This window comes from Pseudoalteromonas caenipelagi (genome assembly GCF_013140855.1).
Classification (GTDB): Bacteria; Pseudomonadota; Gammaproteobacteria; order Enterobacterales; family Alteromonadaceae; genus Pseudoalteromonas; species Pseudoalteromonas caenipelagi.
Window position 1 is genome coordinate 1 of sequence record NZ_JABBPG010000012.1, and the last position, 25,765, is coordinate 25,765.

Annotated in this window: 22 protein-coding genes and 1 other RNA gene; 2 read left to right on the top strand and 21 right to left on the bottom strand. The window is 42.6% G+C overall.

Features of this window, described 5'->3' with window-relative positions; translation table 11 throughout:
- Nucleotides 1-1,041: 1,041 nt before the first annotated feature.
- From HG263_RS19950 to HG263_RS19985, 8 genes are all read right to left on the bottom strand, one after another.
- Nucleotides 1,042-2,016, bottom strand: coding sequence for a transposase (locus tag HG263_RS19950; protein WP_171627845.1), 975 nt, complete (start codon nt 2,014-2,016; stop codon nt 1,042-1,044).
- Nucleotides 2,017-2,142: 126 nt separating this feature from the next.
- A complete protein-coding gene (locus tag HG263_RS19955) occupies nt 2,143-2,448 on the bottom strand; it encodes a hypothetical protein (protein WP_171627846.1) in 306 nt (101 codons plus the stop codon).
- 29 nt (nt 2,449-2,477) lie between these two features.
- A complete protein-coding gene (locus HG263_RS19960) occupies nt 2,478-3,104 on the bottom strand; it encodes a hypothetical protein (RefSeq protein WP_171627847.1) in 627 nt (208 codons plus the stop codon).
- Between the two features lie 50 nt (nt 3,105-3,154).
- On the bottom strand, nt 3,155-4,051 hold the full coding sequence (locus HG263_RS19965) for a coiled-coil domain-containing protein (protein ID WP_171627848.1): 897 nt from the start codon (nt 4,049-4,051) through the stop codon (nt 3,155-3,157).
- Between the two features lie 129 nt (nt 4,052-4,180).
- Nucleotides 4,181-4,396: a hypothetical protein gene (locus HG263_RS19970; protein ID WP_171627849.1), complete on the bottom strand. Its 216-nt coding sequence runs from the start codon at nt 4,394-4,396 to the stop codon at nt 4,181-4,183.
- 62 nt (nt 4,397-4,458) lie between these two features.
- Entirely contained in the window at nt 4,459-5,157 is a 699-nt protein-coding gene (locus HG263_RS19975) for a hypothetical protein (RefSeq protein ID WP_171627850.1), read from the bottom strand.
- A gap of 401 nt (nt 5,158-5,558) precedes the next feature.
- Nucleotides 5,559-5,655, bottom strand: an RNA gene (gene ffs / locus HG263_RS19980) — signal recognition particle sRNA small type.
- Nucleotides 5,656-5,778: 123 nt separating this feature from the next.
- Complete coding sequence (locus tag HG263_RS19985; RefSeq protein ID WP_171627851.1) at nt 5,779-6,678, bottom strand: DUF3014 domain-containing protein; 900 nt, start codon at nt 6,676-6,678, stop codon at nt 5,779-5,781.
- Nucleotides 6,679-6,834: 156 nt separating this feature from the next.
- On the opposite strand from HG263_RS19985, the gene HG263_RS19990 reads away from it, so the two are divergent.
- Nucleotides 6,835-7,989, top strand: a complete 1,155-nt coding sequence (locus HG263_RS19990; protein WP_171627852.1) for a patatin-like phospholipase family protein — start codon at nt 6,835-6,837, stop codon at nt 7,987-7,989.
- A 9-nt stretch (nt 7,990-7,998) separates the two neighbouring features.
- Here the strand turns inward: HG263_RS19990 and HG263_RS19995 are convergent, their stop codons facing one another.
- Nucleotides 7,999-9,966, bottom strand: a complete 1,968-nt coding sequence (locus HG263_RS19995; RefSeq protein ID WP_171627853.1) for a monovalent cation:proton antiporter family protein — start codon at nt 9,964-9,966, stop codon at nt 7,999-8,001.
- Nucleotides 9,967-10,111: 145 nt separating this feature from the next.
- Between HG263_RS19995 and HG263_RS20000 the strand changes: the two genes are divergently transcribed.
- Nucleotides 10,112-11,008, top strand: a complete 897-nt coding sequence (locus HG263_RS20000; RefSeq protein ID WP_171627854.1) for a GGDEF domain-containing protein — start codon at nt 10,112-10,114, stop codon at nt 11,006-11,008.
- Between the two features lie 53 nt (nt 11,009-11,061).
- Here the strand turns inward: HG263_RS20000 and HG263_RS20005 are convergent, their stop codons facing one another.
- The 12 genes from HG263_RS20005 to rseP all read right to left on the bottom strand — a co-directional run bounded on the left by HG263_RS20005 (nt 11,062) and on the right by rseP (nt 25,763).
- A complete protein-coding gene (locus HG263_RS20005) occupies nt 11,062-11,409 on the bottom strand; it encodes a hypothetical protein (RefSeq protein WP_171627855.1) in 348 nt (115 codons plus the stop codon).
- Nucleotides 11,399-12,715 carry a tRNA lysidine(34) synthetase TilS gene (tilS, locus tag HG263_RS20010; RefSeq protein ID WP_171627856.1) on the bottom strand — a complete coding sequence of 439 codons (1,317 nt, stop codon included), beginning with the start codon at nt 12,713-12,715 and terminating at the stop codon, nt 11,399-11,401. Before tilS ends, HG263_RS20005 begins: the two co-directional genes overlap by 11 nt.
- Before the next feature lie 52 nt (nt 12,716-12,767).
- Entirely contained in the window at nt 12,768-13,724 is a 957-nt protein-coding gene (gene accA / locus HG263_RS20015; protein WP_171627857.1) for an acetyl-CoA carboxylase carboxyl transferase subunit alpha, read from the bottom strand.
- Nucleotides 13,725-13,741: 17 nt separating this feature from the next.
- Nucleotides 13,742-17,233: a DNA polymerase III subunit alpha gene (gene dnaE, locus HG263_RS20020; protein WP_171627858.1), complete on the bottom strand. Its 3,492-nt coding sequence runs from the start codon at nt 17,231-17,233 to the stop codon at nt 13,742-13,744.
- A gap of 2 nt (nt 17,234-17,235) precedes the next feature.
- Nucleotides 17,236-17,832, bottom strand: a complete 597-nt coding sequence (gene rnhB / locus HG263_RS20025) for a ribonuclease HII (RefSeq protein ID WP_171627859.1) — start codon at nt 17,830-17,832, stop codon at nt 17,236-17,238.
- On the bottom strand, nt 17,822-18,976 hold the full coding sequence (gene lpxB, locus HG263_RS20030; protein ID WP_171627860.1) for a lipid-A-disaccharide synthase: 1,155 nt from the start codon (nt 18,974-18,976) through the stop codon (nt 17,822-17,824). Before lpxB ends, rnhB begins: the two co-directional genes overlap by 11 nt.
- 81 nt (nt 18,977-19,057) lie before the next feature.
- A complete protein-coding gene (lpxA, locus tag HG263_RS20035) occupies nt 19,058-19,828 on the bottom strand; it encodes an acyl-ACP--UDP-N-acetylglucosamine O-acyltransferase (RefSeq protein ID WP_171627861.1) in 771 nt (256 codons plus the stop codon).
- 2 nt (nt 19,829-19,830) lie between these two features.
- Nucleotides 19,831-20,283 carry a 3-hydroxyacyl-ACP dehydratase FabZ gene (gene fabZ / locus HG263_RS20040; RefSeq protein WP_171627862.1) on the bottom strand — a complete coding sequence of 151 codons (453 nt, stop codon included), beginning with the start codon at nt 20,281-20,283 and terminating at the stop codon, nt 19,831-19,833.
- A gap of 15 nt (nt 20,284-20,298) precedes the next feature.
- Nucleotides 20,299-21,339, bottom strand: coding sequence for a UDP-3-O-(3-hydroxymyristoyl)glucosamine N-acyltransferase (lpxD, locus tag HG263_RS20045; RefSeq protein ID WP_171627863.1), 1,041 nt, complete (start codon nt 21,337-21,339; stop codon nt 20,299-20,301).
- Nucleotides 21,339-21,857, bottom strand: coding sequence for an OmpH family outer membrane protein (locus tag HG263_RS20050; protein ID WP_171627864.1), 519 nt, complete (start codon nt 21,855-21,857; stop codon nt 21,339-21,341). The genes lpxD and HG263_RS20050 overlap by 1 nt, the downstream gene beginning before the upstream one ends.
- A 10-nt stretch (nt 21,858-21,867) precedes the next feature.
- Complete coding sequence (gene bamA / locus HG263_RS20055) at nt 21,868-24,339, bottom strand: outer membrane protein assembly factor BamA (protein ID WP_171627925.1); 2,472 nt, start codon at nt 24,337-24,339, stop codon at nt 21,868-21,870.
- A 71-nt stretch (nt 24,340-24,410) separates the two neighbouring features.
- Complete coding sequence (gene rseP / locus HG263_RS20060; RefSeq protein ID WP_171627865.1) at nt 24,411-25,763, bottom strand: sigma E protease regulator RseP; 1,353 nt, start codon at nt 25,761-25,763, stop codon at nt 24,411-24,413.
- Between the last annotated feature and the right edge of the window lie 2 nt (nt 25,764-25,765).

The window sequence follows — 25,765 nt, forward strand, 5'->3', positions numbered from 1 at the left end:
GTTAGTCTGTTAGTCTGTTAGTCTGTTAGTCTGTTAGTCTGTTAGTCTGTTAGTCTGTTAGTCTGTTAGTCTGTTAGTCTGTTAGTCTGTTAGTCTGTTAGTCTGTTAGTCTGTTAGTCTGTTAGTCTGTTAGTCAATAATAACGATGCTTTCATATAAGTAAATAGCTATCATGAGTAGAGGAATTAACACTACTTTGAGTGCAAGACCCTTATCAACCTAACAAATGGTGTCACACAAAAAACTCATGTGGTTAAGCTATTAGACCTTACATTTTAAACGTTCATTTTTCGCATATTTTAAGTGTTAACTAGGAAATTCTGTCAAGCTTATACATGTAACAATGAGTCATTCGATATAAATTTTACATCATGAAGCTAATCAGGCTTGTAGACGTTAGCCTTTCATTATTGGACAGATATGCATTAGTTAATTTATTAACTAAGTTGCAATGAAACTAGAAAGATATTGTAAAGACTCCTTCTAACAATATTCCCTGTTTATCAAGTAAATCATGTGCAAAATCAATTTTTATTGTAAATTCAACATTCTAAATAGAGTTTTATTTCTTTTTTTCGCGTCTTGAAGAATTTTATCAAAAGACAATATTTCGAAGTAGATATTGTATGTTGGATGATACCAAATAAAACCATTGTTATCTGATGTTGGCGTATATGAATTATCCTCACAGTAATCTCGAATGCTCTTTGTCAAATCGCATACTATATAGCAGTAAATAGGTATACCTTTTGCCAAATATAAACTGCGTCCACGGACACCTACATTGTTCTTATCGCGCAGTTTTTTTGCACTTAAGATGGACAGGCACTTAAAGTCATGCTTAAAATCTCTGACCTTGTCTTTTTAGTCCCTCAAATTCATTTTAATATTAACCGATATGTTCCCAAAAATAACTTTTCTCACAAAAAAAACCGTGACTTATGTGCTGATTACCTTGAAATTACAATGCAACTCGCACAGTTTCTCGCACCCTGCGCTATGTTTTTGTAAGGTGTTTATGTAGTGAATGTTTTATTTTGATTAAGCCAATAATGCTTTGCTGTTTTTGATGCTGCTTCGTCGCTTGTGTTGTGCGCGTTCACAGTACATATCTAACGAATGCGCTTTGCCTACGGCACCATGAAAAACACGTTCAAACTGGGTGGTCAGTTTTAGCCAGTTTCCGGCCTGAATATTGAGGCGCTGTAGAATCGGAGCTTGGTGTGGTTCTATATGGCCTCGTTTATCTGCTCGTATGCAGTTCCCAGTGAGTTCAACCAGCTCAAGATAAGGCTTTAATTCAAATGGAATACCTTTTGGCATATGTTTTCTGGGACTACCTACAAAGCGGGCGAGTAGTTTAGGTTGTTTGCCTGATGTGGCAGCTTCACAGCGTTTTTTGATGCTGGTATGTTCTGATTGTTCTGGGGTGCGTGCCATTTGGGCGCGTATTGGGTTTAAATCTACGTATGCCATGCAGGCCAGTAGTGCTGACTCATCCAGCAAGGCTTGTGATTTAAATCGTCCTTCCCAAAAATGCCCAGTGCATTTATCTTCTTTGTTAGCTCGTCTGGCAATGTGTTCGTTTAGCACACGCATAAACCAACTGATACTCGCTAGTCGGGTTCTATACTCTTTGATATCTTTACTTAAAAAGAACCGCTGACCTTCATCTAACGCTTCACCATTGAGATATTGATGGCTAAGCAGCGTGCCTTTAAACAATTTATGCCAACGCAGTAAAATGTCTCTATCACTGAGTCTTTGTACCTTTTTATCATCTACATACAGCACAATATGGGTATGGTTACTCATCACCGCATAAGCACAGACATCAATACAAAACACCTGCGCTAAAAACAACAAACGCTCTTCTACCCAGCCTCGTCGATGCTCATACGATTTGCCAGTGAGTTTATCTTCTCCACACAAAAACGCACGGCGAACACAACGCGAAACACAGTGATAATACTTAGTATCGGATAGGCTAATTTGACACTTCCTTGCTAATCCCATCGTTCACTCCTTGAACTGAGAATTGAAATGATTTTTAAGAACTAAAAGCTTAGACAAAAGACCCAAGGTTTCAAGTTTGAATGCCTGTCCTTATAAATTTTTTGTAAATTTTTTGTGATAAATTTTTTAGACTAAATGCTCTTTTATAGCTTTAGCCATTTCTAAAATTTCAGGGCCATGCAAACCTAGAGTATTACGATTAAGGTTAGCAGCCTTCATGTTTTCAATATGCCTAAGCCAAGCCTTATGGTGTAGCTCATTTCTTTTTATAACACTAATTCTAGATTCTTTCGTTTTAATTTTCGTCCAGTTATCATGCTCAGAGTCGATATAGCGATGATAAAGGTAAGAAACGAAAAAAGTAGCGCCAATAGTTGTAAGCAGCTCCCCCCCTTCAAACGAAAAAGTATGTCTATGAAATTTAGTCACCATCACTTTCTCCAATTCAAGAGCTTCAATTGTTATTTATCCACGCTTTCCATAATTCTTTTAAGCAGCTTTTCTTGCTTTCCTTCCAACACATCAATAAGCTGCTTCGAGAGTTCAGTTATATTTTTTATCATCTTTTTCTCTGCTCCATAAGCTTTCCAATGAATTGGCAAAACAAATGGTTCAAATCTACTTTTACCGGCCACATCTTCTACGTAAAGGACATAGCCATTCTCAAATGGGTCATCACCACTATGAGCTGCAAGGTTATGCCTCATTCTTCGTAACTCATCATGAACAACAATGTAATTCTTAGGTACGAGCTTCCTATTTAACTGAACTCCATGTCGCCCTTTTGTATCGGCGAAACACTTCCAGTAAGTCGTGAGCATTGAAACAAATAAACTGTGCAGAATTGGTTTATTTTCAGATAATTGAGCCTTTCTATCAAGCAAAGTCATAGCAATGTTTCCCCAACTCAAAACACTTGCCAAATCAGCAATGATCAACTTATAACCAATATAGCTTTGAGATAACCTGTCATCTAACACTCGGGTTTGAAGGAGCTTTCGACGGTACGTTACTTTGTGAACTAACTGCCCTTTACCAGAATCAAAGAAAGCTTTAACCTCAAAACCACCAATTTTTTCGTAGTACACTGAAACACTCCTTTGGTGCTTACAAATTACTCCCAAAACCTGTGCGATTATTAGTTTCCAGCACTTGCTAAAACCTGTTTATATTCGTCAAACATTATTTTGAAATTAAACGCTGATTCAGGATGACTTAGCATGTACACCTCATTAAGCCCTGACTTTGAGCTCAGGTGAAGTTCTCCATACTGAACAACAGGAATTTGATAGTTGTCAGTATAACGTTTATCTCTACTGCCATCTTTATTTGACATTGCCCAAGTATGGTCAACCACTTCAGAATCACTTGGCACGGATTCACGTTCTATAAAATTTGTCAGAGTAAATTCTACATCAACATCAAGTAAATCAATCAGAGCGAAGTCATCGCCGTTCTCAACAAAGAGAAACTGAGGAAAGACATACAAATCACCACCATTAGCATTTTCTAAATGAAGTGCTTTATAGTCACAGTGTATTTTACTGTTGCTTGTTCTCTTTAAACTGATCTCTCTGCGCTCAATGACATTGTCAGCAACTGTTCTTTCTGCAACACGGTCTATCGACTGCGATGTCGTAATATCCCATACTTTCTTTGTGTTAAGAACTTCAGAGAATCTATCATCAAGAGTACCAAAAGCGGCTTCAAGCTGGTCAGTAAGCTCAACTTCAAGCCCCAACGTGTGTTTTTCATAGTCTTGCTCTTTTCTCCTTAGTGCCTCGCTAGTTTTTGCTATAGCTTGTTTTTTTGATTCTATCTTACTTTGAAAAATAAGTTTCAGAGGAACCCAATTAATCCACGAAAGCTCTGACTCCTGCTTTTTAAGCTGTTCGTTCGCGTCATTGATTTCACTTTTGAGTTTACTCTTTCTACCCTCAATTTCAGTGAGAGTAGATTTTAGCTCATTCAAACTCTGTGATGACAACCTTCCTACGGCTTTGCTTTTGAAGTAAATTTTATCGAAATGATTCATATTCATCCCTTTGAAATTATTTTAAATTTCTAGCCAATTTATCAAAACCTTTGACAAGCACTGTAACCAACTACAACTTTTTATCTTCTGCGACAAAAAGCTCAATCACTCGATTTAATACAGAGTTTTTTACTTAACTGAAAAGCCTGTTGAGCCAGATTTAACGGACTCTTGCCCAAGTTGTAAACCTATGCCGAATGTCTTAACAAGACTTTCGTACAATTGATCCAATAATTCGTCAGAAACTTCCTCTTTAGGCACTTTTAGTAATACTACCTCGTCTAATTTGAAAACAAATTCCACATCATCATCAATAAGACAAATAGTGAGATCAACTGAGCTCATTTTTATCTCCTTGTTAGTAAAGTAAAAAATTATAATTCTTTTGTATTGAGTTCACGCCATTTCTATCTATTTTGAATCCTATTCACTATCCACCTATAACTGCATGGCTTTAGCTCAACTAAATCAGCCTCGCGCCTTTCAGCGTTGAGCGTATCAAGCTGTTCTAGAAACTGGTCATACACCTTTTGATACCTCACCACCGTGTGCGTGCGAAGGTATTCGTTTATCACGTCACCAATGAGGTCATGAACTTCTTGGGGCAATTGCTTGGTTCGATTGCCTTTGGCTTTATGCCTTGGTATCAGTGCGTGTTTATCCCAGCCGCTTTCCACAAAGGCTTTGTTCCAATGGGCTAGCGTTCGCCATGACGGTGGACTGCTGTCGTTTATCTCCACCGCCTTTTGGGCAATAAATGGTGCTAGCCATTTCTCTGTATAGGCAGGTACGCTCTGCTCAATTGCGCCTTGCACATACTTATAGCGTCGCGCCATTTCTTGTTTGGCTGCAAGGTCTTCAACTGTCTCCGCTTTAGGCTTTTTAACGTTACTAAGACGCTTAAAGGTTAACTTGGTTGGTAGCTCACGCCGTGCGATGGTTCTGAGCTGGCCGTTTGACACCAGTTTCTCAAGCCTTGGCTTTGCAAAATTAAAACGTCCGCCGCTTTCAATGTCCGTCAACACCACATCAGTTCCCGCAAAGTAAGAGCATGAGTGTTCTGATAGGCGTTTTACTAAAATCAGGTCGGGGTTTTGCAAGTCCATTGTGGTGGCGTTTCCTAAAGCAACGGCAAATCATAGTTCAAATAGCGTATACCCTACTTGAACACCACCAATACCGCTTAAAAGTGTTCATTTAGGGTGGTTTAAGGCGTTAGTACGCACTATGTTTATTTAGTCTAGATGCTAAATGAACAATTTCCATGAGTAAGAGGTATGTAGCTAGGTATTTACCAACATTGTTTACTTTGTTGATTTGTGGGTCGAATAAGGCGCGTGCGGCTTTTCCAACCTACGAGAACAAGTTAATAAAACACTATTGATTTAATGAACTGAGAATGAGTTTTTAACTTTAAAAAGATAGGAATTAGTATGTTTTAGTATAGTTTTGAGTACTATCAATAAGACTTACACTACAAACAACAAAAAGAAGAGTTGGGTGGCAGTCTTACCAGCCACATCTCGGCACACAAGTCACAAGCTGTGGCTGCTCCCTTCCGGGCCTGACCAGGTTCACCTGCTATTGTTGCGAGAGGACCAATAAGACTACCATAGAGGGCCTTGTTTGGCGCGGGAAGGATTATCTCTACTTTCGAGGTGAGTTTCAAGGGAAAACTCATTTATTCACGCCGACTGCTGGATGTTTAAGCAGTCGGCGCTTGTGAGTTACTGATTAAGCGATTTTTGTAGGGCACTTAGGCGCTGTTTTACTTTTTCCATATTTTCAGGGCCCATACGCAAAAATTGCTTTTGCGCTTCCGATAGCTGCTCCCACTCTGGGTAAGCATAACGGTATGTAACAGAGTCTTTTATCAATGGCACGCTGCTTTTCGGAATAGGTGTATTTAACAGCTCGGTAATGGCTTTGTTGAGTGTGCTATTAAAGTCAGTGCCTTCATAGCCAATCTCTTCATAGGCTTGTGTGATCAGTGGCTGAAACTTGTCTAACACACGCATCATTTGTGCCGTGCTCATGCTAGTGAGTATGTCTACATACGGTGTGTAACGCTCAAAGCTATTTGGATCAGTGACCACTATGTCGTCTTCTAGCGCCATAAATGGTTCTTCAGGCTTTTTGACCGGCATATGTTTTTCTGCAATTTTACCTTTAGCAAGGTTATCAACAAACACCACGCCACGGCGTACCATGTCATCGCTCACTATCAAAGATAGGGCTTTTTCAGTCATTATTTCAGCAACAGTTTGTTTTACCATCTCGTCGCTGTCGTCAAGCGTTGGCAGTGGTACTTCGGTCGATGTTGCAGTTGGCACATTAACAGGCATCTCGTTGCGCTCCATCTGTGGTGGCTGCGCAACGGGTTCTGGTGCATCTGTGGTTTGCGACTCAACAGGTTTAGATTGAGCCGTGTTAAGCTGCTCAGTGCTTTGTGGTTGCTGCGCTACCACATCTTGAGAATACTTGGTATTGGTTTGCTTTTGTTCATTTTGCTTTGATAATACAAACACCACAACAATAACCAACGCCACTACAACGGTAGCGGCCAGTAACAATTGACTGCGCGATGGTTTAGCGCTTTGAGAATGATCTGCACCGGACTCAGACATAACAGCTCCATAAAATTAGCTTGAAAAACAATATTCTTTTGAATATTTAAAAATTAAAACATAAAGTAAAAGTTATAGCACTTATAATGCGATGATAGCAGGACTAATTCTACTGACGAGCAAATTAGTAAAAAGTTCATTGTTTTTAGAGGATTTATGAATTTAAAACAACGTTTAGCCAAGCGCCCGCCAGTCGCCTTATTGTTAACTGGTGGTGGTGCTCGTGCTGCTTATCAAGTAGGGGTATTAAAAGCGCTTGCTTTAAGTATGCCTCGCACCGCGCCCATTCCATTTCAAATTATTAATGGTACATCCGCAGGCGCTATAAATTCAGCAGCGTTAGCCTGTTATGCGTCTTGTATGCATTTGGCGGTGCGTAAAATTGAATGGGTGTGGAAAAGCTTTCATTCTCACATGGTGTATCGCAGCGACTTTATTGGCGCATTTGGGCATTTGCTAGGCAATGTGATGCGCAGCTTTCAGTCTGGGCATTTAAATCATCCACCCGCCAGTTTGTTAGACAACTCCCCCCTTCGTGGTTTATTAAACGAGGTGTTAGATCTAACGCGTATCGAACGTAATATTCATAAAGGCTTTTTAGATGCAGTATCGGTTACTGTATCAAGTTATTCAACGGGTCGCTCTGTTGCATACTATCAAGCGAAAGACGCGCTACCTTGGCAACGTGCAAAGCGCCAAGGTGTGCCTGGTCGTATTTCTTTAGATGTTTTAATGGCCTCAAGTGCAATTCCTATGGTGTTTCCAAGTGTTCGGGTAAAACATCATTACTATGGCGATGGTTCAATTCACCAACTCTCGCCACTGAGTCCTTCTATTCATTTAGGGGCCGAGAAAATTTTTGTGATTGGTGTAGAGCAGCCTAAGATCCGTGCGCCATTAGGTTATGAGCCACACTTTCCTGGCATGTCGGCGATTGCCGGTCACCTACTTGATAGTGTGTTTAGTGATACGCTGCAATCTGACTTAGAACGCTTAGAACGTGTAAATCGTACGGTTGGTTTATTACCCCCTAAAACCCGAGATAAACACCGAGAGCTTAAACCCATCAATACATTGGTGGTTAACCCTACCGTTAATTTTAGGGATATTGCCGACCAATATTACGATGATATGCCGTTAGCCATTAAGCTGCTGTTACGCACTATAGGGGTAAAGCGCCACTCTAGTTCAAGTTTAACCAGCTACTTATTGTTTGAAAAAAACTACACACAACATTTAATAGATATTGGCTATCAAGATGGTATGGCGAGGCTTGACGAAATACGCCAGTTTTTAGAATTAGATAGTTAGGCCGCAATGCTAACCATACAGCAAGTACTGCTCTGCGCGCTCAACGCGCCTCGGCTTGCCTTTAAGCAGCAAAACATCATTGGCTTTTAGCACCATACTTTGCTGAGGGGCGGCCAGCTCCTCGCCATCACGGCGTAACGCGGTGATCACCACTTTTTGTTTATCTAAGCAAAGCTCCGCTATACTTTTGTCTATTGCAAAAGCTGAGTCTGGTAACGCCATGGCGTGCAAATACTCAAGCCTATCGATGTTATCTCCTTGCGGCTCTTGGTCGTCACCGGCAAAAAAACCGTGTAAATACTCATAACGATTATGGCGTTCTTTACTCACTCGCTTAAATATACGGCGCATGGGTACACCCGACATATGAAGTACATGCGACACCAACATTAAACTGGCTTCTAATGCCTCAGGCACCACCTCTGTTACCCCCAGCGCTTTAAGAGCATCAAGGTGACTATCATCCGTTGAACGTGCCAGTATTTTTACCTCAGGCGCCACTCGCTTAATGGCATCAATCACCTCTTGGCTTTGATTAAAGTCAGAGCAGGTAATAATCACCAAGCGGGCTTTATCTACATTGGCTTGTTTAAGTAATACCTGCGAGCCTGAATAACCAAACATCACAGGCTCCCCCGCCGTTTGCGCTTCTTCTACAATGCGGGGATTGCGCTCTATCGCCACATAAGGAATTGCCTCGGGCTTTAAAAAGCGCGCGATGGTTTGCCCTACACGCCCATACCCTAAAATAACCACATGGTTACTCAAACTTTCATTTATAATGTTTTGCCCAATATCATGCTGATAGTGCTCACCATTCACATTAAGTTTTTGCAAAATCATGGGTGTTCGGTCAATCAGGTAAGGGGTAACAGCCATAGATAGCACCCCTAGTGCAATTAAAAACGAGGCGCTGTTTAGGTCTAGTAAATTGTGTTTGCTGGCAAGCGCTACAAGTACAAAACCAAATTCCCCCATTTGCCACAGTAAAATACCAGCAGCAACAGCGTCTTTTTTACGCTCGCCCATAAGCTGTGCTAATAACGCTATAATTAGTACTTTTAGCAGTAATAACACCGCTAACGCTAAAATAATGTAGCCAATTTTATCAATAACATAAGGTATATTTAACTGCATACCTACGGTAACAAAAAACAACCCCATCAAAATATCGCGAAACGGTCTGATCTCGGCTTCTAACTGATGTCGGTATTGGCTTTCACCAAGCATCATACCAGCAAGAAAAGCCCCCAATGCCATCGATAACCCAAACAAATAGGTTAAGCCACCTGCACAAAGTGCCACCACTATCGTGGTCAGTACAAACAACTCATCGGTACGCACAGAGGCAACTTCGTTAAATATTTTGGGTAAAAACCACTTACCTATTGCCCATAGCAAAACGCAAACAAAGGCCCCTTTGGCCAAAGCAAACATCAGTGCACCTATTAATACTTGATTATCAGACTGGGCTATTAATGGTAACGCAATCAGTAAAGGCACTACGGCTATGTCTTGAAACAGCAGCATACCAATTGCTAGCTGACCACGGCGCAAATTAAGGTTGCCGCTTTCTTTGAGTATTTTAACCACCACTGCGGTTGACGATAATGCCATCAAACTGGCAATAATAAACGCACTAAGCCAATCGTAATTAAGCGCTTTAATCACAAACATACCAACTATGGTTGTGAGTAGGACTTGTAAACTGCCCAGACCAAACACCAAGTTGCGCATTGCCATGAGCTTAGGCACCGAAAACTCTAACCCCAAACTAAACAATAAAAACACGATACCTAGTTCGGCAATAAAGTGCATTTCGTAGCTGATACTCATCCAGCCAATACCGTGGCTACCAGCCAATACACCCGTCACTAAGTAAGCCAAAATGGCAGGTAAGCCCACACGCTTAAAAAGCCACACTAAAATCACAGCGGCAAGCAATAGGGCAAAAACCTCGGCAAAAATACTCTGCAAACGGCCTCCAAAGTGTCAAAAAATGTGGGATTTATCAAAAGTGCTCGTCATTAACTATAGCAAGCAACTGTTTTTCAGCCAGTTTAAATTATTGGCATGTTTTTAGCTTAAAGTAAGTAAATAGTAGTAGTTAGGGGAATACTCGATGGAAAATGTCCATATTTTAGCTCAGCGTGTGTCTACACGCGGCGATTTTTTGCCGTTCGATACCGAGCAATTTGTAAATACAAGTGCGGATCCCATCTATAAGCTTGTTGAGCAGCTGCAAACCACATTGCATGTTGATGAGCTATTAACCGTATTCGCCGAACATGCTCAGCGTATCATTAAGCTCTCGGGGCTCCAGTTCCACTCATCTTTGGGTGTGGCTCAAATGTACGAAAGTGATAACCAATTTACGCCTTACAAATTTGATTTAGAGCTAAATGAAGAGCATTTAGGGCAACTCGTTTACTATTGCCAATATCAATTAAGTGACAGCATTAGGGCAAAACTATGCCGTTTGCACAGCGCCCTTCTATATCCTTTGCGTAATGCGTTAACCTACAACCGAGTGCTAAAACTTGCTACCAAAGACGCATTAACCGGACTAAATAACCGTAGCCAGTTTACTGATAACCTTGCACAACGTATTGAACGTGGCCGTCGCCTGCAAAGTAAGTTTAGTTTGATGCTGCTTGATTTAGATAATTTTAAGCAAGTTAATGACGTGCACGGGCACAGCACTGGTGATGACGTACTAAAAAGATTTTCTGATATCTTAAAGCTGTCGGTTCGTAGCACAGACACTGTGTATCGATTTGGTGGTGATGAATTTGCGATCATTATCGACGACCCTGAATTTACCACCAACAAGGTAATAGCTGAGCGCATTATGCACGCCGTTCGTACGTGCCACATATTATCAACGTATAATGTAACTACCAGTATTGGCTTTACATTGTCTAATACTCAAGACTGCGAAAACAGTATTTTCTCACGCACTGACAAAGGGCTGTATCGTGCTAAAGCCGATGGCAGAAACTGCGCAAGAACGATATAAGTGAGTCTGATTCGGCTCAGTTCCCCTCACTGAGTCGAATCGTTTTGTCTGTGTTACTTTTTATTCAAAATCATCAGCTTGTAAATCGCCAAAGCCAACGCAAAGCCAAAAAAGTAGCCACTAATAAGCCAAGCCAACGCAATAAAGCTGCTCAGGTCACTAATAATGATCAACAACAGGGGCATTAAAAGCGCCAAAATAAAAAAGCTGCCCCCTTTTTCATGCCAATAACCCAATAATGTAGCTGCACTGGCAAAACCAAATAGCAGCGCATACGCCATATTGCTCAAAATAGGCATACCATCGATGACACCCAATACGGTAAACACCAAAATATTAAATAACATCGCCCAAACAGCTTTATCTGCTAACGAGCGACCAATTTCTTTCTTATTCACCATCAACTACTTCCCAACGAACGCCTTGTTGTGGCACATACATCGAATGCTCAAAATAATAACCAACAATTTGTACTAACTGTTCATCATAAAAGATCAACGGTACATGCGCACGTTGCCAACTCGGCACGCCCGCCTCTTTTAACCAATGTTTAACGGCGTTTCTGCCCGGTTTATTGCGAGGCCTTATTTTGCTGCTAAGTAAACCAAATTGCACTGATATTCGCTCATTGTTGTTTGGCGCTCTAACCCCAACACCGTGTTCCACTATCAAAGCGCGGCCGTCATTAAGTGTTATCGGCGCAAGTGCTACATCAACGCATGGCTGTGGGGGGTCTTGTGCAATAACAAAGTAAAGAAAACCGCGGTGCTTTTTTACACACCCTTTGCCCATCACAATGTTTATCTGTGCATCTTGCTTACTGGTTAAAGCCTGATGAAGTAGTTGCTCAAGCTGCACCTTAGAGGGCATTTTCTCATTGAATGATGCAAGCCAAGAGCGCACAACATTGGCCTGTCTAAGCTGACTAAGCGCACCCAGCCTTTGTAAATCTAACTGACCTTGCTCAGAGCAACAGGTTTGTAAATCTTGCAAGGTTAGTTCTTCAATGAGGCTTTGTTGTTGTTGAAGTAGTTCGATGCTACGCAACACACTTTGCAAAAAACCATTAAAACGAGATTTAAACAAAGGGATCACTTGATTACGTAAAAAATTACGATCAAAGCGGTCGTCTTTATTCGAGTGATCTTCAATATGCTCAATCGCAAACATGCGCGCAAATGCTTCTATATCCTCTCTAGAGGCATTTAACAAAGGCCTTATACACACTCTACCCGAGTCTAAAATGCGTTGTGCACGCATCGACGCCAGCCCATCAAGGCCAGAGCCTCGTTTTAAGCGCAGCAAAAAGGTTTCTAATTGGTCGTCGCCGTGTTGCCCTAGCACTATCATGCTATTTGCCATCGCCAGCGAGTCTAATGCCGCATATCGAGCATCGCGTGCCTGCGCCTCAAGACTATGACGCGCTTTTGCCTTAACCTCAACTGAGGCCGTTTTAAAGTCGATGCTAAGCGATTCACACAAGCGCTGGCAAAATGCACGCCATGAGTCGGAGTCGACCGATAAGCCATGATCAATGTAAATGGCTTCGATGACCCACCCTGGCATTTGCTCACGAAGCGTGTAACACAAATGCAGTAAAACAACCGAGTCAACCCCTCCTGACAAGGCTATGCTCAGCGGTCGCTGCTCAGAATTTGACCCGTTTATCGCAACAAAAAACTTTTTATAAAGCGTGGTATTTTTCATAATTCATAACGTAAAAAAGCCGCTTAAGCGGCTTTTTTAGTTTAGCATTGGCTTAGCAGTAACCAAAAGACATCAGTCTTTGGTAACGCTGCTCAAGCATAGTTTCAGTACCAAGCTCTTCTAGCTCCGCTAAATCACGTTTTAGCTGCGCTTTAAGGTTTTTAGCCATAACGTCGTAATCACGATGTGCGCCACCCAGTGGCTCTTCTACGATGCTATTAATCAAGTCTAACTCTTTAACGCGCTGCGCTGATACACCCATTGCCTCGGCGGCTAAAGGCGCTTTTTCAGCACTCTTCCAAAGAATTGAAGCACATCCTTCTGGTGAAATAACCGAGTAAGTGCTGTATTGCAGCATGTTTACACGATCACCCACACCAATAGCAAGTGCACCACCAGAGCCACCTTCACCGATAACGGTACAGATAGTTGGCACTTTCAGCGCCGCCATGACTTTTAGGTTACGGGCAATTGCTTCACTTTGACCACGTTCCTCTGCGCCCACACCTGGGTATGCCCCTGGCGTGTCGATAAAGGTAACGATTGGCATTTTGAAGCGCTCAGCCATTTCCATTAAGCGTAATGCTTTACGGTAACCTTCAGGCTTTGGCATACCAAAGTTGCGTTTGATTTTTTCAGCTGTGTCACGGCCTTTTTGCTGCCCGATCACCATAACTGGTTTACCGTCTAAACGCGCTACACCACCTAAAATTGCAGGATCGTTAGCAAACGTACGGTCCCCTGCAAACTCATCAAACTCGGTAAAAATGCGCTTGATATAGTCACGAGTATATGGACGAAGCGGGTGACGAGCTAATTGAGAAACCTGCCAAGCACCTAAGCCTGCAAAGACCTTTTCGGTTAGCTCAACGTTTTTCTCCTTTAAACGCGTGATTTCTTCTTCAAGGCTCAGATCTAAGCTACCTGAGCGGCTAACATTTTGTAACTCTTTAATTTTCGCTTCCAATTCTGCGATTGGAAGCTCAAAGTCAAGATAATTGAGGCTCATGCTCTAAACTACCTAATTTAGTTAAATTCTAGTTCTATTTCCTGCGCCGCCATCTGCGATAATCGAGTCAAAAGATCATCGGTTGGCGTCACACACCATTGGGTTCCCAGCGTTAGCTCGGCTAATGCATCCGGACGTTGATACATAATCTTTATAGGACATGTACCAAACTTATAAGGTTCTAACACTTTTCGTAAATTTTCGAAGAAGTTTGCTTCAATTTGAACCATATTTAATGTCATTTTTATTGCTCTTATGCGTTTTTCTCGCGCCTGAGCTATAGTACATACGTCTCTAGCGGTCATTGTAATGCCACCAGAGAAGTTATCAAAGCTGACCTGTCCGGTTACAACCAAGATTTGGTTAATTTGCAGCAATTCTTGGTAAACTTCAAACTGTTCAGGGAATAAGCGTACATCAATCCGGGCACTCTTGTCATCTAAAGTTATCAGTCCCCAGCGATTCCCCTTTTTATTTATTAGAGTTCTTGCATTAATCACCAGCCCTGCCGCCGTAGATTGCACATCTCGATTAGTTGGTTGCAAGTCTATCAGTCGGCCCGAAGTATAATGTTTCAGCTCTTTTCTATACTGATTAATCGGATGCCCGGTGAGATATAAGCCTAAGGTTTCTTTTTCACCGTCTAACCATTGGTTATCAGTCAGCGGCACCGCGCTGGTAAAGGCTTGTTCTACCTGTTCGGGCTCCACTGCAAGTAAACCAAACAAGTCAGATTGACCAAGTGACTCAGCTTTGTGGTGCTGCTCTGCCGATTTCATTGCATCGACTAAGCTGGCAAGTAAGGTTGCGCGGCCCGGTTGGTTTTTCTCTGGACCTAGTTTGTCTAGCGCCCCTGCATAAATCAGCTTTTCGACAACACGCTTATTTAGGCGTTTTAAGTCAACTCGCGCACAAAAATCAAAAAGATCTTTGAACTCTCCGCCTTGTTCTCTGGCTTCTAATATGGCTTCTACAGGGCCCTCACCCACCCCTTTAATCGCACCGATACCATAAACGATTTCACCCTGACGATTTACAGTAAACTTATACACCCCCGCATTCACATCAGGTGGAAGCAGTGTCAACTTCATGTTTTCACACTCATCCACCAAGGTGACGATTTTGTCGGTATTATCCATATCCGCAGACATTACCGCAGCCATAAACTCAGCTGGATAATGGGTTTTCATCCACAGTGTTTGGTAAGACACCAGTGCATAAGCGGCGGAGTGTGACTTGTTAAAGCCATAACCTGCGAACTTCTCTACAAGATCGAAGATTTTCATCGCAAGTTCGCCATCAACGCCGTTAGCTATGGCACCTTCTTCAAAGGTTGAGCGCTGCTTGGCCATTTCTTCAGGCTTTTTCTTACCCATTGCACGACGTAACATGTCAGCGCCGCCAAGCGTGTAACCGGCTAAGACCTGTGCTATCTGCATAACCTGTTCTTGATACAAAATAATACCGTAGGTAGGTTCAAGAATAGGGATAAGGCTATCGTGCTGCCATTGCACATCTGGATATGATAGCTCTTCTCGACCATGCTTACGGTCGATAAAGTTATCTACCATGCCTGATTGCAGTGGACCGGGGCGAAACAGTGCCACCAGTGCTATCATATCTTCGAAGCAGTCGGGTTTTAGGCGACGAATTAGGTCTTTCATTCCTCGGGATTCAAGCTGGAATACCGCAGTGGTTTCCGCTCTAAGTAGCAGCTCAATACTCTTTCTGTCATCCAGCGGAATGGCGTTAATGTCGACTGGCTCTTTACCTTCTCTAGCCAGTCGCTCGTTGGTCATATCTAATGCCCACTGCAAAATGGTCAGCGTTCTTAGACCCAAGAAGTCAAATTTGACCAGACCTGCGGTTTCTACGTCATTTTTATCAAACTGAGTAACCGGGAATTTACCTTCTTCATCACAATACAAAGCAGCAAAGTCTGTGATGGTGGTGGGAGAGATAACCACGCCCCCTGCGTGTTTACCCGCGTTACGCGTACAGCCTTCCAAGATCCGACACATGTCAATCAGATCGCGTACTTCTTCATCGCCGTCATACACCTCAGGAAGGCGCGGTTCAACATCAAACGCTTTCGCAAGCGTCATACCCGGATCGCCCGGTACTAATTTAGAAATACGGTCAACAAAACCATATGGGTGACCAAGTACACGCCCAACATCTCGAATAACCGCTTTGGCTGCCATGGTACCAAAGGTAATGATCTGCGATACCGCATCTCGTCCATATAGCATAGCCACGTGATCGATTACTTCATCTCGACGGTCCATACAAAAGTCAACGTCGAAATCGGGCATCGAAACACGTTCAGGGTTTAGGAACCGCTCGAAAAGTAAGTCGAACTCTAGTGGGTCCAAATCGGTAATTTTTAGCGCATAAGCCACCAAAGAGCCCGCACCAGAGCCCCGCCCTGGGCCTACTGGGATATTATTATCTTTACTCCACTGGATGAATTCCATTACGATTAAGAAGTAACCAGGGAACCCCATTTGGTTGATAACGTCCAGCTCAATCTGTAGTCGTTCATCGTATTCTTTGCGCTTAACTTGGCGCTCTTGTTCATCGGGAAACAAAAACTGCAAACGTTCTTCTAGGCCATCACGCGATACCTTAACCAAGAAGTCTTCAATTTTTAAATCACCCGTGGGGTAATCTGGTAGGAAATATTTGCCTAGCTGTACCGTGACGTTACAACGCTTTGCGATCTCGACTGAATTCTCGATAGCTTCTGGAATATCGCTAAATAGCTCGATCATCTGCTCGGGCGTTTTAAGGTATTGCTCTTTTGAAAAACGTTTAGGGCGGCGTTTATCTTCAAGCGTATAACCATCATGGATAGCTACACGGATCTCATGGGCTTCAAAGTCCTCTTCGTGTAAAAACACCACTTCATTGGTGGCTACAACCGGTATATCGCGTTCGCTGGCAAGGGCTACTGCTGCGTGTAAATACTCTTCCTCTTGTGCGCGGCCGGTTCGCGTTAGTTCCAAAAAGAAATGATCCGCAAAGTGTTGCTCATAAAACGCCAATGTATCGAGTGCAAGCTGCTGATTGCCTTTTAATAAGGCTTTACCCACATCGCCATCTTTGCCAGCTGAGAGCAAAATGAGACCTGTTTTAAGTTCAGCTAACCATTGCTTATCTACTACAGGACGATGGAATACATGGCCGCGTTGATACGCTTTTGAGATAAGTAGCGTGAGATTTTTGTAGCCTTCGTTGTCTTTAGCTAACACGACCAGTCGGCTTGGTTCATCTGGAAATTCGTCACTTTTGAGCCAAATATCAGCACCAACAATTGGTTTGATCCCTGCGCCATGGGCTGCGCCATAAAAACGAACCAAACCACATAAGTTCATCTGATCAGTAATGGCAAATGCTGGCAGCCCTAATTCTTGTGCTCTGGCAACGATTGGTTTCGTTTTCGCCAGCCCATCTACCATAGAAAAGTCACTATGCACACGTAAATGAACAAACTGGGGCGCAGCCATAATTACAACTCCTTCATTGCTAAAATACGTTGCACCGGCTTAAAGCTTTTTCTATGGTGAGGTGTAACGCCATGCTGCTCAAGCGCTGCAAAATGTGCCTTGGTTGGATAGCCTTTATGGCCTGCAAAACCAAACTCAGGAAATTGCGCATCTAACTCCATCATTTCTTGATCGCGAGCTACCTTGGCAATGATTGAGGCAGCACTAATTTCGGCGACTAAGCTATCACCCTTAACAACGCTTTGTGCAGCCATTGTCAACTTAGGTAAACGATTACCATCGACAAATACAAAATCAGGGGTGATGCTCAACCCTTCAACCGCGCGACTCATTGCCAACATAGTTGCATGCAAAATATTAAGCTCATCGATTTCATCAACCGATGCTCTGGCTATACAGTAACACAGCGCTTTTTGTTTTATTTCAGCTGCCAATTGTGTACGCTTTTTCTCGGTTAGCTTCTTTGAATCAGTTAGCCCCTCAATCGGGTTATTAGGGTCAAGAATAACGGCAGCAGTCACCACATCCCCCACCAAAGGACCTCGACCAACTTCATCTACACCAGCGATATATTGTACTTTAGGGCGCTCAACCTGCATCAATCAACTCCTCAACTGCATTTGCCGCTTGTTTGCTGGCATCTAGACGAATATTACGGTGAATATCGTAAAACTTTTGAATCAGTGCGTCATTGTTACCTTTTAGCATTGGATATAAGGCGTCTACCAATGCGTCTGAATTACAGTCTTGCTGCAAAAACTCTGGCACCAAGGGCGCATCAGCTAATAAGTTTGGCAGCGAAAAATACTTAATATTAAAGGTAAAAAAGTGCTTAAAAATCCAATAACTGAGCGGCTTAAACTTATAGCCCACTACCATAGGTTTTTTATACAGCATAGCTTCTAATGTGGCAGTGCCCGAGGCCAACAATACCGCATTTGCCGCTGCCATCACCTTACTTGATTGTCCATCCACCAAAATCGGTGATAAGTTAGGGGCGACTTGCCGTAAAATTGCCTCAAATTGGGCACGACGTTTGGCATTGACCAAAGGCACAATGATTTTCAAGTTAGGCAATCGTTGACTTAGCTTTTGTGCAGCCTGCAGGTAAGTTTCACTTAGTAATCCAACTTCTGATCCACGACTACCAGGCAGTAACGCGAGTACCAGATCGTCTTTATCTAAACCAAGTTCTTGTCGAGCCACACTGCTATCATGATCAAGCTCAATTTCGTCAGCTAATGTATGACCAACAAACTTACAAGGTACATCATGCTTATCGTAAAATGCTTTTTCAAAAGGTAGCAAGGATAGCACCAAGTTAGTCGCTTCAGCGATTGTAAAAATACGCTTTTGGCGCCATGCCCATACAGATGGGCTAACATATTGAACCGTTTTAATACCAGCCTTCTTTAGTGGTTTTTCAACTCGCAAGTTAAAGTCTGGTGCGTCAATTCCCACATAAATATCAGGCGGATTATCAATAAAATACTGTACTAATTGTTTGCGAATTTTGAGCAATCTAGGTAAGCGCCCTAGTACCTCTACCAGACCCATGACGGCCAACTCATCCATATCAAACAAAGTACGACAACCAGCCGCCTGCATTTTAGGACCAGCAATGCCGACAAACTCAGCGTGAGGGTATTTCTCTTTCAACGCTTCGATAAGTCCCGCACCTAAAATGTCACCTGACAATTCACCCGCCACAAGGCCAATAGTTAACTTTTTGTTGTTAGTCATCACATTAATCTATTTATAAATAAAAACGCCATACAAAGCATCGTATGGCGTTTATCAGCATCTTGCTATCACAGGCATTATCTAACGAATAATGCCGCGATCTGAGGTATCTAAAAAGTCTATCATTTGCTGCACCGCAGCAAACTCAGACGCATCTTCACGCATTGCTGCAACTGCGTCTTCCAAATTTAAGCTTTTGCGATACAGTGCTTTGTATGCTCGGCGCACTGCCATAATTTCATCGCTGCTAAAACCACGACGCTTCATACCTTCAGTATTAATCGCCGCAGGTCTGGCTGGTGTACCTGTGGTGGTAACAAACGGAGGAACGTCTTTGCTCACGCCTGAATACATACCAATAAAAGCATGGGCCCCTACTTTGCAAAACTGGTGAACACCGGTATTACCAGCTAGGATTGCCCAATCACCTACATGAACATGCCCTGCAACACTCGCGCCATTTGAAAAAATAACATGGCTGCCAATCACAGCGTCATGTGCGACATGGGTATAAGCCATAAACAGGTTGTTACTACCTATTTTAGTTACACCTTGATCTTGAATAGTACCACGATGGATAGTGGCACACTCACGAATGATATTGTTATCACCCATGATAAGTTGAGTTGGTTCATCCTTGTACTTTTTATCTTGGCAAGCTTCACCCACAGACGCAAACTGGTAAATATGATTACCAGAGCCAATGGTTGAAGGTCCTTTGATTACCACGTGTGACTCGATGATACAGTTGTCACCTATCACTACATCATTCCCGATGTAACTGTAAGGACCCACAGAGACGTTATCGCCCAACTGTGCGCCAGATTCAATAATCGCAGTAGGATGGATCACTATTAAAACTCTCTTCTTGCGCACATTAGGTCAGCACTACACACAACTTTGCCATCGACCTTGGCTTCACCATAAAATTTCCAAATATTACGACGCTCTTTCACAAAATCAATGTGTAAATGCATCGTATCGCCAGGAAGTACCGGCTGCTTAAAACGTGCGTTGTCTATCGCTGCAAATAAGTATAGCTCGTTCTCGCTACGATTCTCGACCGTTTTAAAACCAAGTAGGCCTGTGGCCTGCGCCATTGATTCTAAAATCATTACACCAGGAAAAATCGGTTGTTCAGGAAAGTGCCCTGTAAAAATAGGTTCGTTTATCGTGACGTTTTTTATCGCATGCAGATATTCACCCGCTTTGTAGTCGATCACTTTGTCAACTAGCAGCATTGGATAGCGATGCGGTAGTAACTTTAAGATTTCTTGGATATCAAAACCGTTCAGTTCGTTTGCCAAAATAGCGTCCTTTTATTATTCGTCTATTGTTTTGAGCTGTTCTGTTAAAGATTCTAACGCTTTCAAGCGCTGTTTAAAATCAGTCAGATTGCGTAAATGAGCCATGTTGCGTCGCCACTCTTTATTGGTGCTATGAGGCACGCCAGAGGAATAAACGCCCGCAGAAGTAATTGATTTGGTGATCATTGTCATGCCGGTGATGATGACGCCATCACATATTTCCATATGACCATTGATGCCAACTAGCCCCGCGATTTGACAATGTTTGCCAATTTTGGTGCTACCAGCAATCACCGAAGCGCCTGCAATTGCAGTGCCTTCGCCAATTTCAACATTATGTGCAATTTGGATTAGGTTATCTAAAATCACGTTATTGTGGATAACCGTGTCATCAAGTGCGCCTCTGTCAATCACTGTATTAGCGCCAACTTCAACATTATCACCAATAATAACCCGTCCAACTTGCGGTATTTTAACCCATTTGCCAGATTGATTTGCATAACCAAATCCATCACTGCCGATCACTGCGCCTGACTGAAATAAGCAATTTTTACCAATTTCAACTTCATGGTAAACACTTACATTCGCCCAAAGCTTAGTGTTTTCACCAATTTTTGCGCTGTTACCAACAAAACAGCCTGCGCCAATTTGAACATTGTCATCAAGCACTACATTTGCTTCAATCACCGCATTTGCCGCTATTGCGACATTTTCGCCAAGTTTTGCACTTTGATGAACAACTGCGCTAGGGTGAATGCCTTCGGCAGCCCTTGGAGTTGTATCCATCAATTGTGCTAATTTGGCATAAGCAATATAAGGGTCTTTTACGACCAATTTATTGCCGTCAAAATGTTCAGCGTCAGACTCCGACAAAATAACAGCACCAGCGTTCGTTGTTTCCAACTGAGTGCGGTATTTGCTATTTGCTAAAAAGCTAATATCTTTGTCTGTCGCTTGTGTGAGTGTCGCTATTTTACTAATTTGACACTCACCGTCGCCAACCAGCGTTGCATCAATCGATGCCGCTAGCTGAGCTAAACTATAATGTCTAGTCATTACTTTTTGCTTACCGCTTCAACAACTTTGTCAGAAAGGTCCGCTACTTTATCAGGGTTAAAGTAAATTGTCGTATCTTTTACCTTAACTTCGTCAAACTTACCGCTTTTAGCAACACTTTCGATTGCATCGATAATCAATTTTTGTACTTTCGCTAATTCTTCGTTTTGGCGCTGTTTAATTGCTTGCTCTAAAGGACGACCTTTTTCAGCTAGCTCTTTTTGCATGCCTTGGATTTTAGTACGCAAAATCTCTTTGTCTGCATCGCTCATAGTTGCGCCTTCACGTTGAAACTTCTCAACTTCAAAGCGAATGTCACCTTGTAGTTTTTCAAGTGCTTGACGCGGCTCCGCAAACTCGCTTTGTAGTTGTTGCTCAATTTTAGCCATCTGCGGTAGTTGCTTGTAGATACTCTGCATATCCACAATACCCACTTTATGAGCCAGCGCACTTGCAGAAGTACCCATCATAAGTGCTGCCATTAAACCCATTGCTGTCGTTTTTATAAGTTTGTTCACAATTAACTCCTTAGAATGTATTACTGATATTAAAACTGATCGTCTTCGTTTCGTCATCTTCTTCTTTCTTAAGCGGATAAGCAAAACTGATCAGCATTGGGCCCATCGGTGAGATCCACTGAATAGATAAACCGGTAGAAACCCTAAAACGGGTTGGATCTGAATAATCCGAGAGCTTTTTATATTGGTCTTCATGTAAGTTTGAGTATCTATCTACATCAAACTCGGTATCCCATACGTTTGCAGCATCAACAAATAAACTAGTACGTACCGAGCTGGTGTTTTCTTCATCTAAAAACGGTGTTGGTACAATTAGCTCAGCACCGAGCGTTGCTTTGGCATTACCACCAATACGGCCACCTTCAAACAATTTATCAAACTCGGTGCTACCACCTATATCTGATGTTGTCGTGCCATCTGGCAGCGTTGAACCAGGAATTTCGGTCATGCTACGCTGAATGGCTCTTGGTAATATCGTGTTACGGTCAAAACCGCGCAGTTCATTTTCAGAAATTCTGAAAAACTCTTGGAACGGTAATGTTTGTTCAAAGCCATTGGTTTCGCCGTAGCCATTACCATATGCTAAGCCTGCTCTAGTTGAGAACACCCACTGATGATCATTACTGATTGGCCAGTAATAACGTGAATCGTAATCAACTTTAAAGTAGTTAAGATCTGAGTTTGGTGTGGTTGCCCTAAAGGTCAAACTCTGGCGAGAACCCGCTGTTGGGAACATACCGCGGTTAACAGTGACACGAGACCAACCTGCACTTAGCTCATATTTGGTAAAGTCATAAGCGCCATCTGGATCTTCTGGGTTCAAAAACGCCAAGCGTAAAATGCGTGTCTGCTCATAGTCGGCAATATAATCTAGTTTTTCATCAATCCAACGTGCACCGAAGTTGATACGGTTAATCGCATTGATTGGGAAACCAAAACTCGTACCAATACCATATTGACGAGAATCATAGCCGATCAGACCAACTTTACTACCATCAAAATTACTGTAGAAAATACTACTACCTTGAGATACACCATCAGGCGTGAAATACGGGTCTGTGTACGAGATGCTATAACTATCAGAGCTTCGTGAAGTACTGATATTAAATGCAAGTTGGTTACCAGTCCCTAAGAAGTTTGACTCGCTCACACCAACATTAAACTGCAAACCACCGTATGATCCATATGCAACACCCGCTTGGAAACTACCCGCAGGTTGCTCCTTAACGGTAAAATCTACATCAACGAGGTCGTCAACACCTGCTATCGGCTTAACTTCAAAGTCTACTTTTTCCATGTATGGAAGACGTTGAATTTGTAGCTTAGAGCGCTCAAGGCTTTGGTTTGAAAGCCAAGCACCTTCAAGCTGTGTCATTTCACGACGTACCACCTCATCAGCAGTGATTTGGTTACCATTAACCAAAATACGACGTACATAAACACGCTTGCCTGGGTTGACCGATAAGGTTAACTGCACTTCTTTGGTTTCATCGTCAATTTCAGGAATCGTGCGTACTTCGGCGTTTGCATAGCCAAAGCGCGCAAGGTAGCCTTTGATGAATTCTTCTGATGAGGTAACGATTGAGCCGTTATATAACTCACCCGCTTTCAGTGGAATAATGCTCTTAATAAGCTCTTCACGACCAAGTAAGTCACCAATAAAGTCATACCCTTTAACCGTGTATGTCTCACCCTCGGTGATATTAGCAGTAACATACACTGATTCACGCTCAGGGCTTACTGATACTTGCGTCGAATCAATATTGAAACGCAAGTAACCGCGGTCTAGATAAAAGCTACGAATCTTTTCTAAATCGCCTTCGATAGTTTGCTTTTGGTAGCGGTCGTTTGACATAAACCTCCACCATGGCAAATCTTGTTGCGACTCAACCAGAGCTAATAGCTCTTCGTCCGAAAATAATTCGTTACCTACTAGGTTAATTTGTCTAATTGACGCGGCATCGCCTTCATCAAAGTCTAGCATTAGGCGTACACGGTTACGCGGCAGCTCGACAATACTGACATCGATCTTTGCGTTGTACTTACCAATACTATGAAAGAACTCAATAAGCCCTTTTTCAATGTTGTCGACTACCGTTTTGTCTAAGGGTTCGCCAACACGAATATTTTGCTGCTCTAAGCTTTCATTCAATTGCTCGTCTTTGATGTCTTTGTTGCCATCAAAATCAATACCAGCAATCGTTGGCCTTTCTTGTACCTTGAAGATAATTTGGCCGCCATCTCGATAAGCGACGATATTATTAAAGTGACCTGACTTATACAGCGACTTAATGGTTTGGGAAATAGTGTATGGATCAACTGAGTCGCCTACGTTAATTGGAATGTGCGTCAGTGCCGCTCCCAATGCAACGCGCTGTAACCCTTCTACTTTCATATCTTCAACGATAAAGGAGTTTTGCCCTAAAGCGGCAAAACTAGCGCCAAGTAAACTCGTTACTGCAAGATGTTTTTTTATAGGCATTTTATTATCTTTATCCTTTACAACAGTTCGCGCCTTACGCGCTTTGATGGGCGTCATATTCGCCATTCGAGTTACAACCTCGATACATCGTTAAGTAATGCAAAACAAGTTAAAGCAATAAGTACTATCGCACCTACCTTAAACCCTAACTCTTGTGTCTTTTCAGAGACTGGTTTTTTACGAATTAGTTCAATTATGTAATACATTAAGTGCCCACCATCTAAGACTGGCAGAGGCAATAAATTAAAAACACCAAGGTTGACACTAATTAGCGCTAAAAAGCTCAAAAACGCAACAATACCATAACTAACACTGGTGCCAGCGCCCACAGCGATACCAACAGGCCCACTTAGATTCTTTACCGATACCTGCCCTGTAAGCAAGCTACCAATCATGTCGAAACTTAAACGGACCAGCTCAAAAGTTTTCTCGGCGCCGAGCACCATACTATCCAAAGGGCCATAATGTCTAGTTTCTATGTAACCATCTGGCCACTTTTCAAGCAAAGGAACCACCCCTAAAAAACCCTGCATTGTCCCATCTTGGCCTTGGCGTGCTTGCGGTGTGATTTGAATAATCTGGTTTATACCGTTTCTTTCAATATTTAAAGAGAGGGTTTGGTTAGGCGAAGATTGAATTATCTGGACAAACTGCTGCCAACTTGTAACTGGCTTATTATCCAGTGATTTGATCGTATCGTTAATTTGTAGCCCTGCAAGCTCTGCAGCAGACTCTTTTGCTATATGCCCAAGCGTTAAAGTCAGTGCCGGTCTAAAAGGCATTATACCTATGGCTGTCAGTGGCGCTTCATCTTGTTTATCAAGTTTCCAACCATCGACGTTGATTTTTCTAATCGCGATTTGTTGCTGCGCATCTTTCACTTTTACTTCAATAACGTCTTCACCTAGATGACTCATCAAGCTAAACGTTACATCTTGCCAAGTATTAACCTCTTTGCCCGACATGCTAAGAATATGATCGCCACTTTGGATGTTCGCCTGCACTGCCCGAGAATTTACCTGCACATTACCCACGATAGGCTTAGCACTTTGCACACCTATCATATACATCGCAGCAAGGACTATAATTGCAAACAAAAAATTGGCGATAGGCCCTGCAGCCACTACCGCAATACGTGACATTACAGGTTTGTTGTTAAAGGCGAGGTGTTGTTTGTCGCTAGGCACATCATCAACACGGCCATCAAGCATCTTAACGTAGCCCCCAAGTGGGATCATCGCTATCACATATTCAGTACCATGTTTGTCATACCAACGATAAAGCGGTTTGCCAAAGCCGATAGAAAACCTAAGGACCTCCACACCAGCTCTGCGAGCGACCCAAAAGTGACCATATTCATGGACTGTAACGAGAATACCTAGTGCAAAAATAAATGAGCCGAGATTCCAAAAAAAATCAAACATAT

Coding starts and splice junctions, on each gene's coding strand:
- HG263_RS19950 (WP_171627845.1), bottom strand. CDS start 2,016: ATGGGATTAGCAAGGAAGTGTCAAATTAGCCTATCCGATACTAAGTAT.
- HG263_RS19955 (WP_171627846.1), bottom strand. CDS start 2,448: ATGGTGACTAAATTTCATAGACATACTTTTTCGTTTGAAGGGGGGGAG.
- HG263_RS19965 (WP_171627848.1), bottom strand. CDS start 4,051: ATGAATCATTTCGATAAAATTTACTTCAAAAGCAAAGCCGTAGGAAGG.
- HG263_RS19970 (WP_171627849.1), bottom strand. CDS start 4,396: ATGAGCTCAGTTGATCTCACTATTTGTCTTATTGATGATGATGTGGAA.
- HG263_RS19975 (WP_171627850.1), bottom strand. CDS start 5,157: ATGGACTTGCAAAACCCCGACCTGATTTTAGTAAAACGCCTATCAGAA.
- HG263_RS19985 (WP_171627851.1), bottom strand. CDS start 6,678: ATGTCTGAGTCCGGTGCAGATCATTCTCAAAGCGCTAAACCATCGCGC.
- HG263_RS19990 (WP_171627852.1), top strand. CDS start 6,835: ATGAATTTAAAACAACGTTTAGCCAAGCGCCCGCCAGTCGCCTTATTG.
- HG263_RS20000 (WP_171627854.1), top strand. CDS start 10,112: ATGGAAAATGTCCATATTTTAGCTCAGCGTGTGTCTACACGCGGCGAT.
- HG263_RS20005 (WP_171627855.1), bottom strand. CDS start 11,409: ATGGTGAATAAGAAAGAAATTGGTCGCTCGTTAGCAGATAAAGCTGTT.
- tilS (WP_171627856.1), bottom strand. CDS start 12,715: ATGAAAAATACCACGCTTTATAAAAAGTTTTTTGTTGCGATAAACGGG.
- accA (WP_171627857.1), bottom strand. CDS start 13,724: ATGAGCCTCAATTATCTTGACTTTGAGCTTCCAATCGCAGAATTGGAA.
- dnaE (WP_171627858.1), bottom strand. CDS start 17,233: ATGGCTGCGCCCCAGTTTGTTCATTTACGTGTGCATAGTGACTTTTCT.
- rnhB (WP_171627859.1), bottom strand. CDS start 17,832: ATGCAGGTTGAGCGCCCTAAAGTACAATATATCGCTGGTGTAGATGAA.
- lpxB (WP_171627860.1), bottom strand. CDS start 18,976: ATGACTAACAACAAAAAGTTAACTATTGGCCTTGTGGCGGGTGAATTG.
- lpxD (WP_171627863.1), bottom strand. CDS start 21,339: ATGACTAGACATTATAGTTTAGCTCAGCTAGCGGCATCGATTGATGCA.
- bamA (WP_171627925.1), bottom strand. CDS start 24,339: ATGCCTATAAAAAAACATCTTGCAGTAACGAGTTTACTTGGCGCTAGT.
- rseP (WP_171627865.1), bottom strand. CDS start 25,763: ATGTTTGATTTTTTTTGGAATCTCGGCTCATTTATTTTTGCACTAGGT.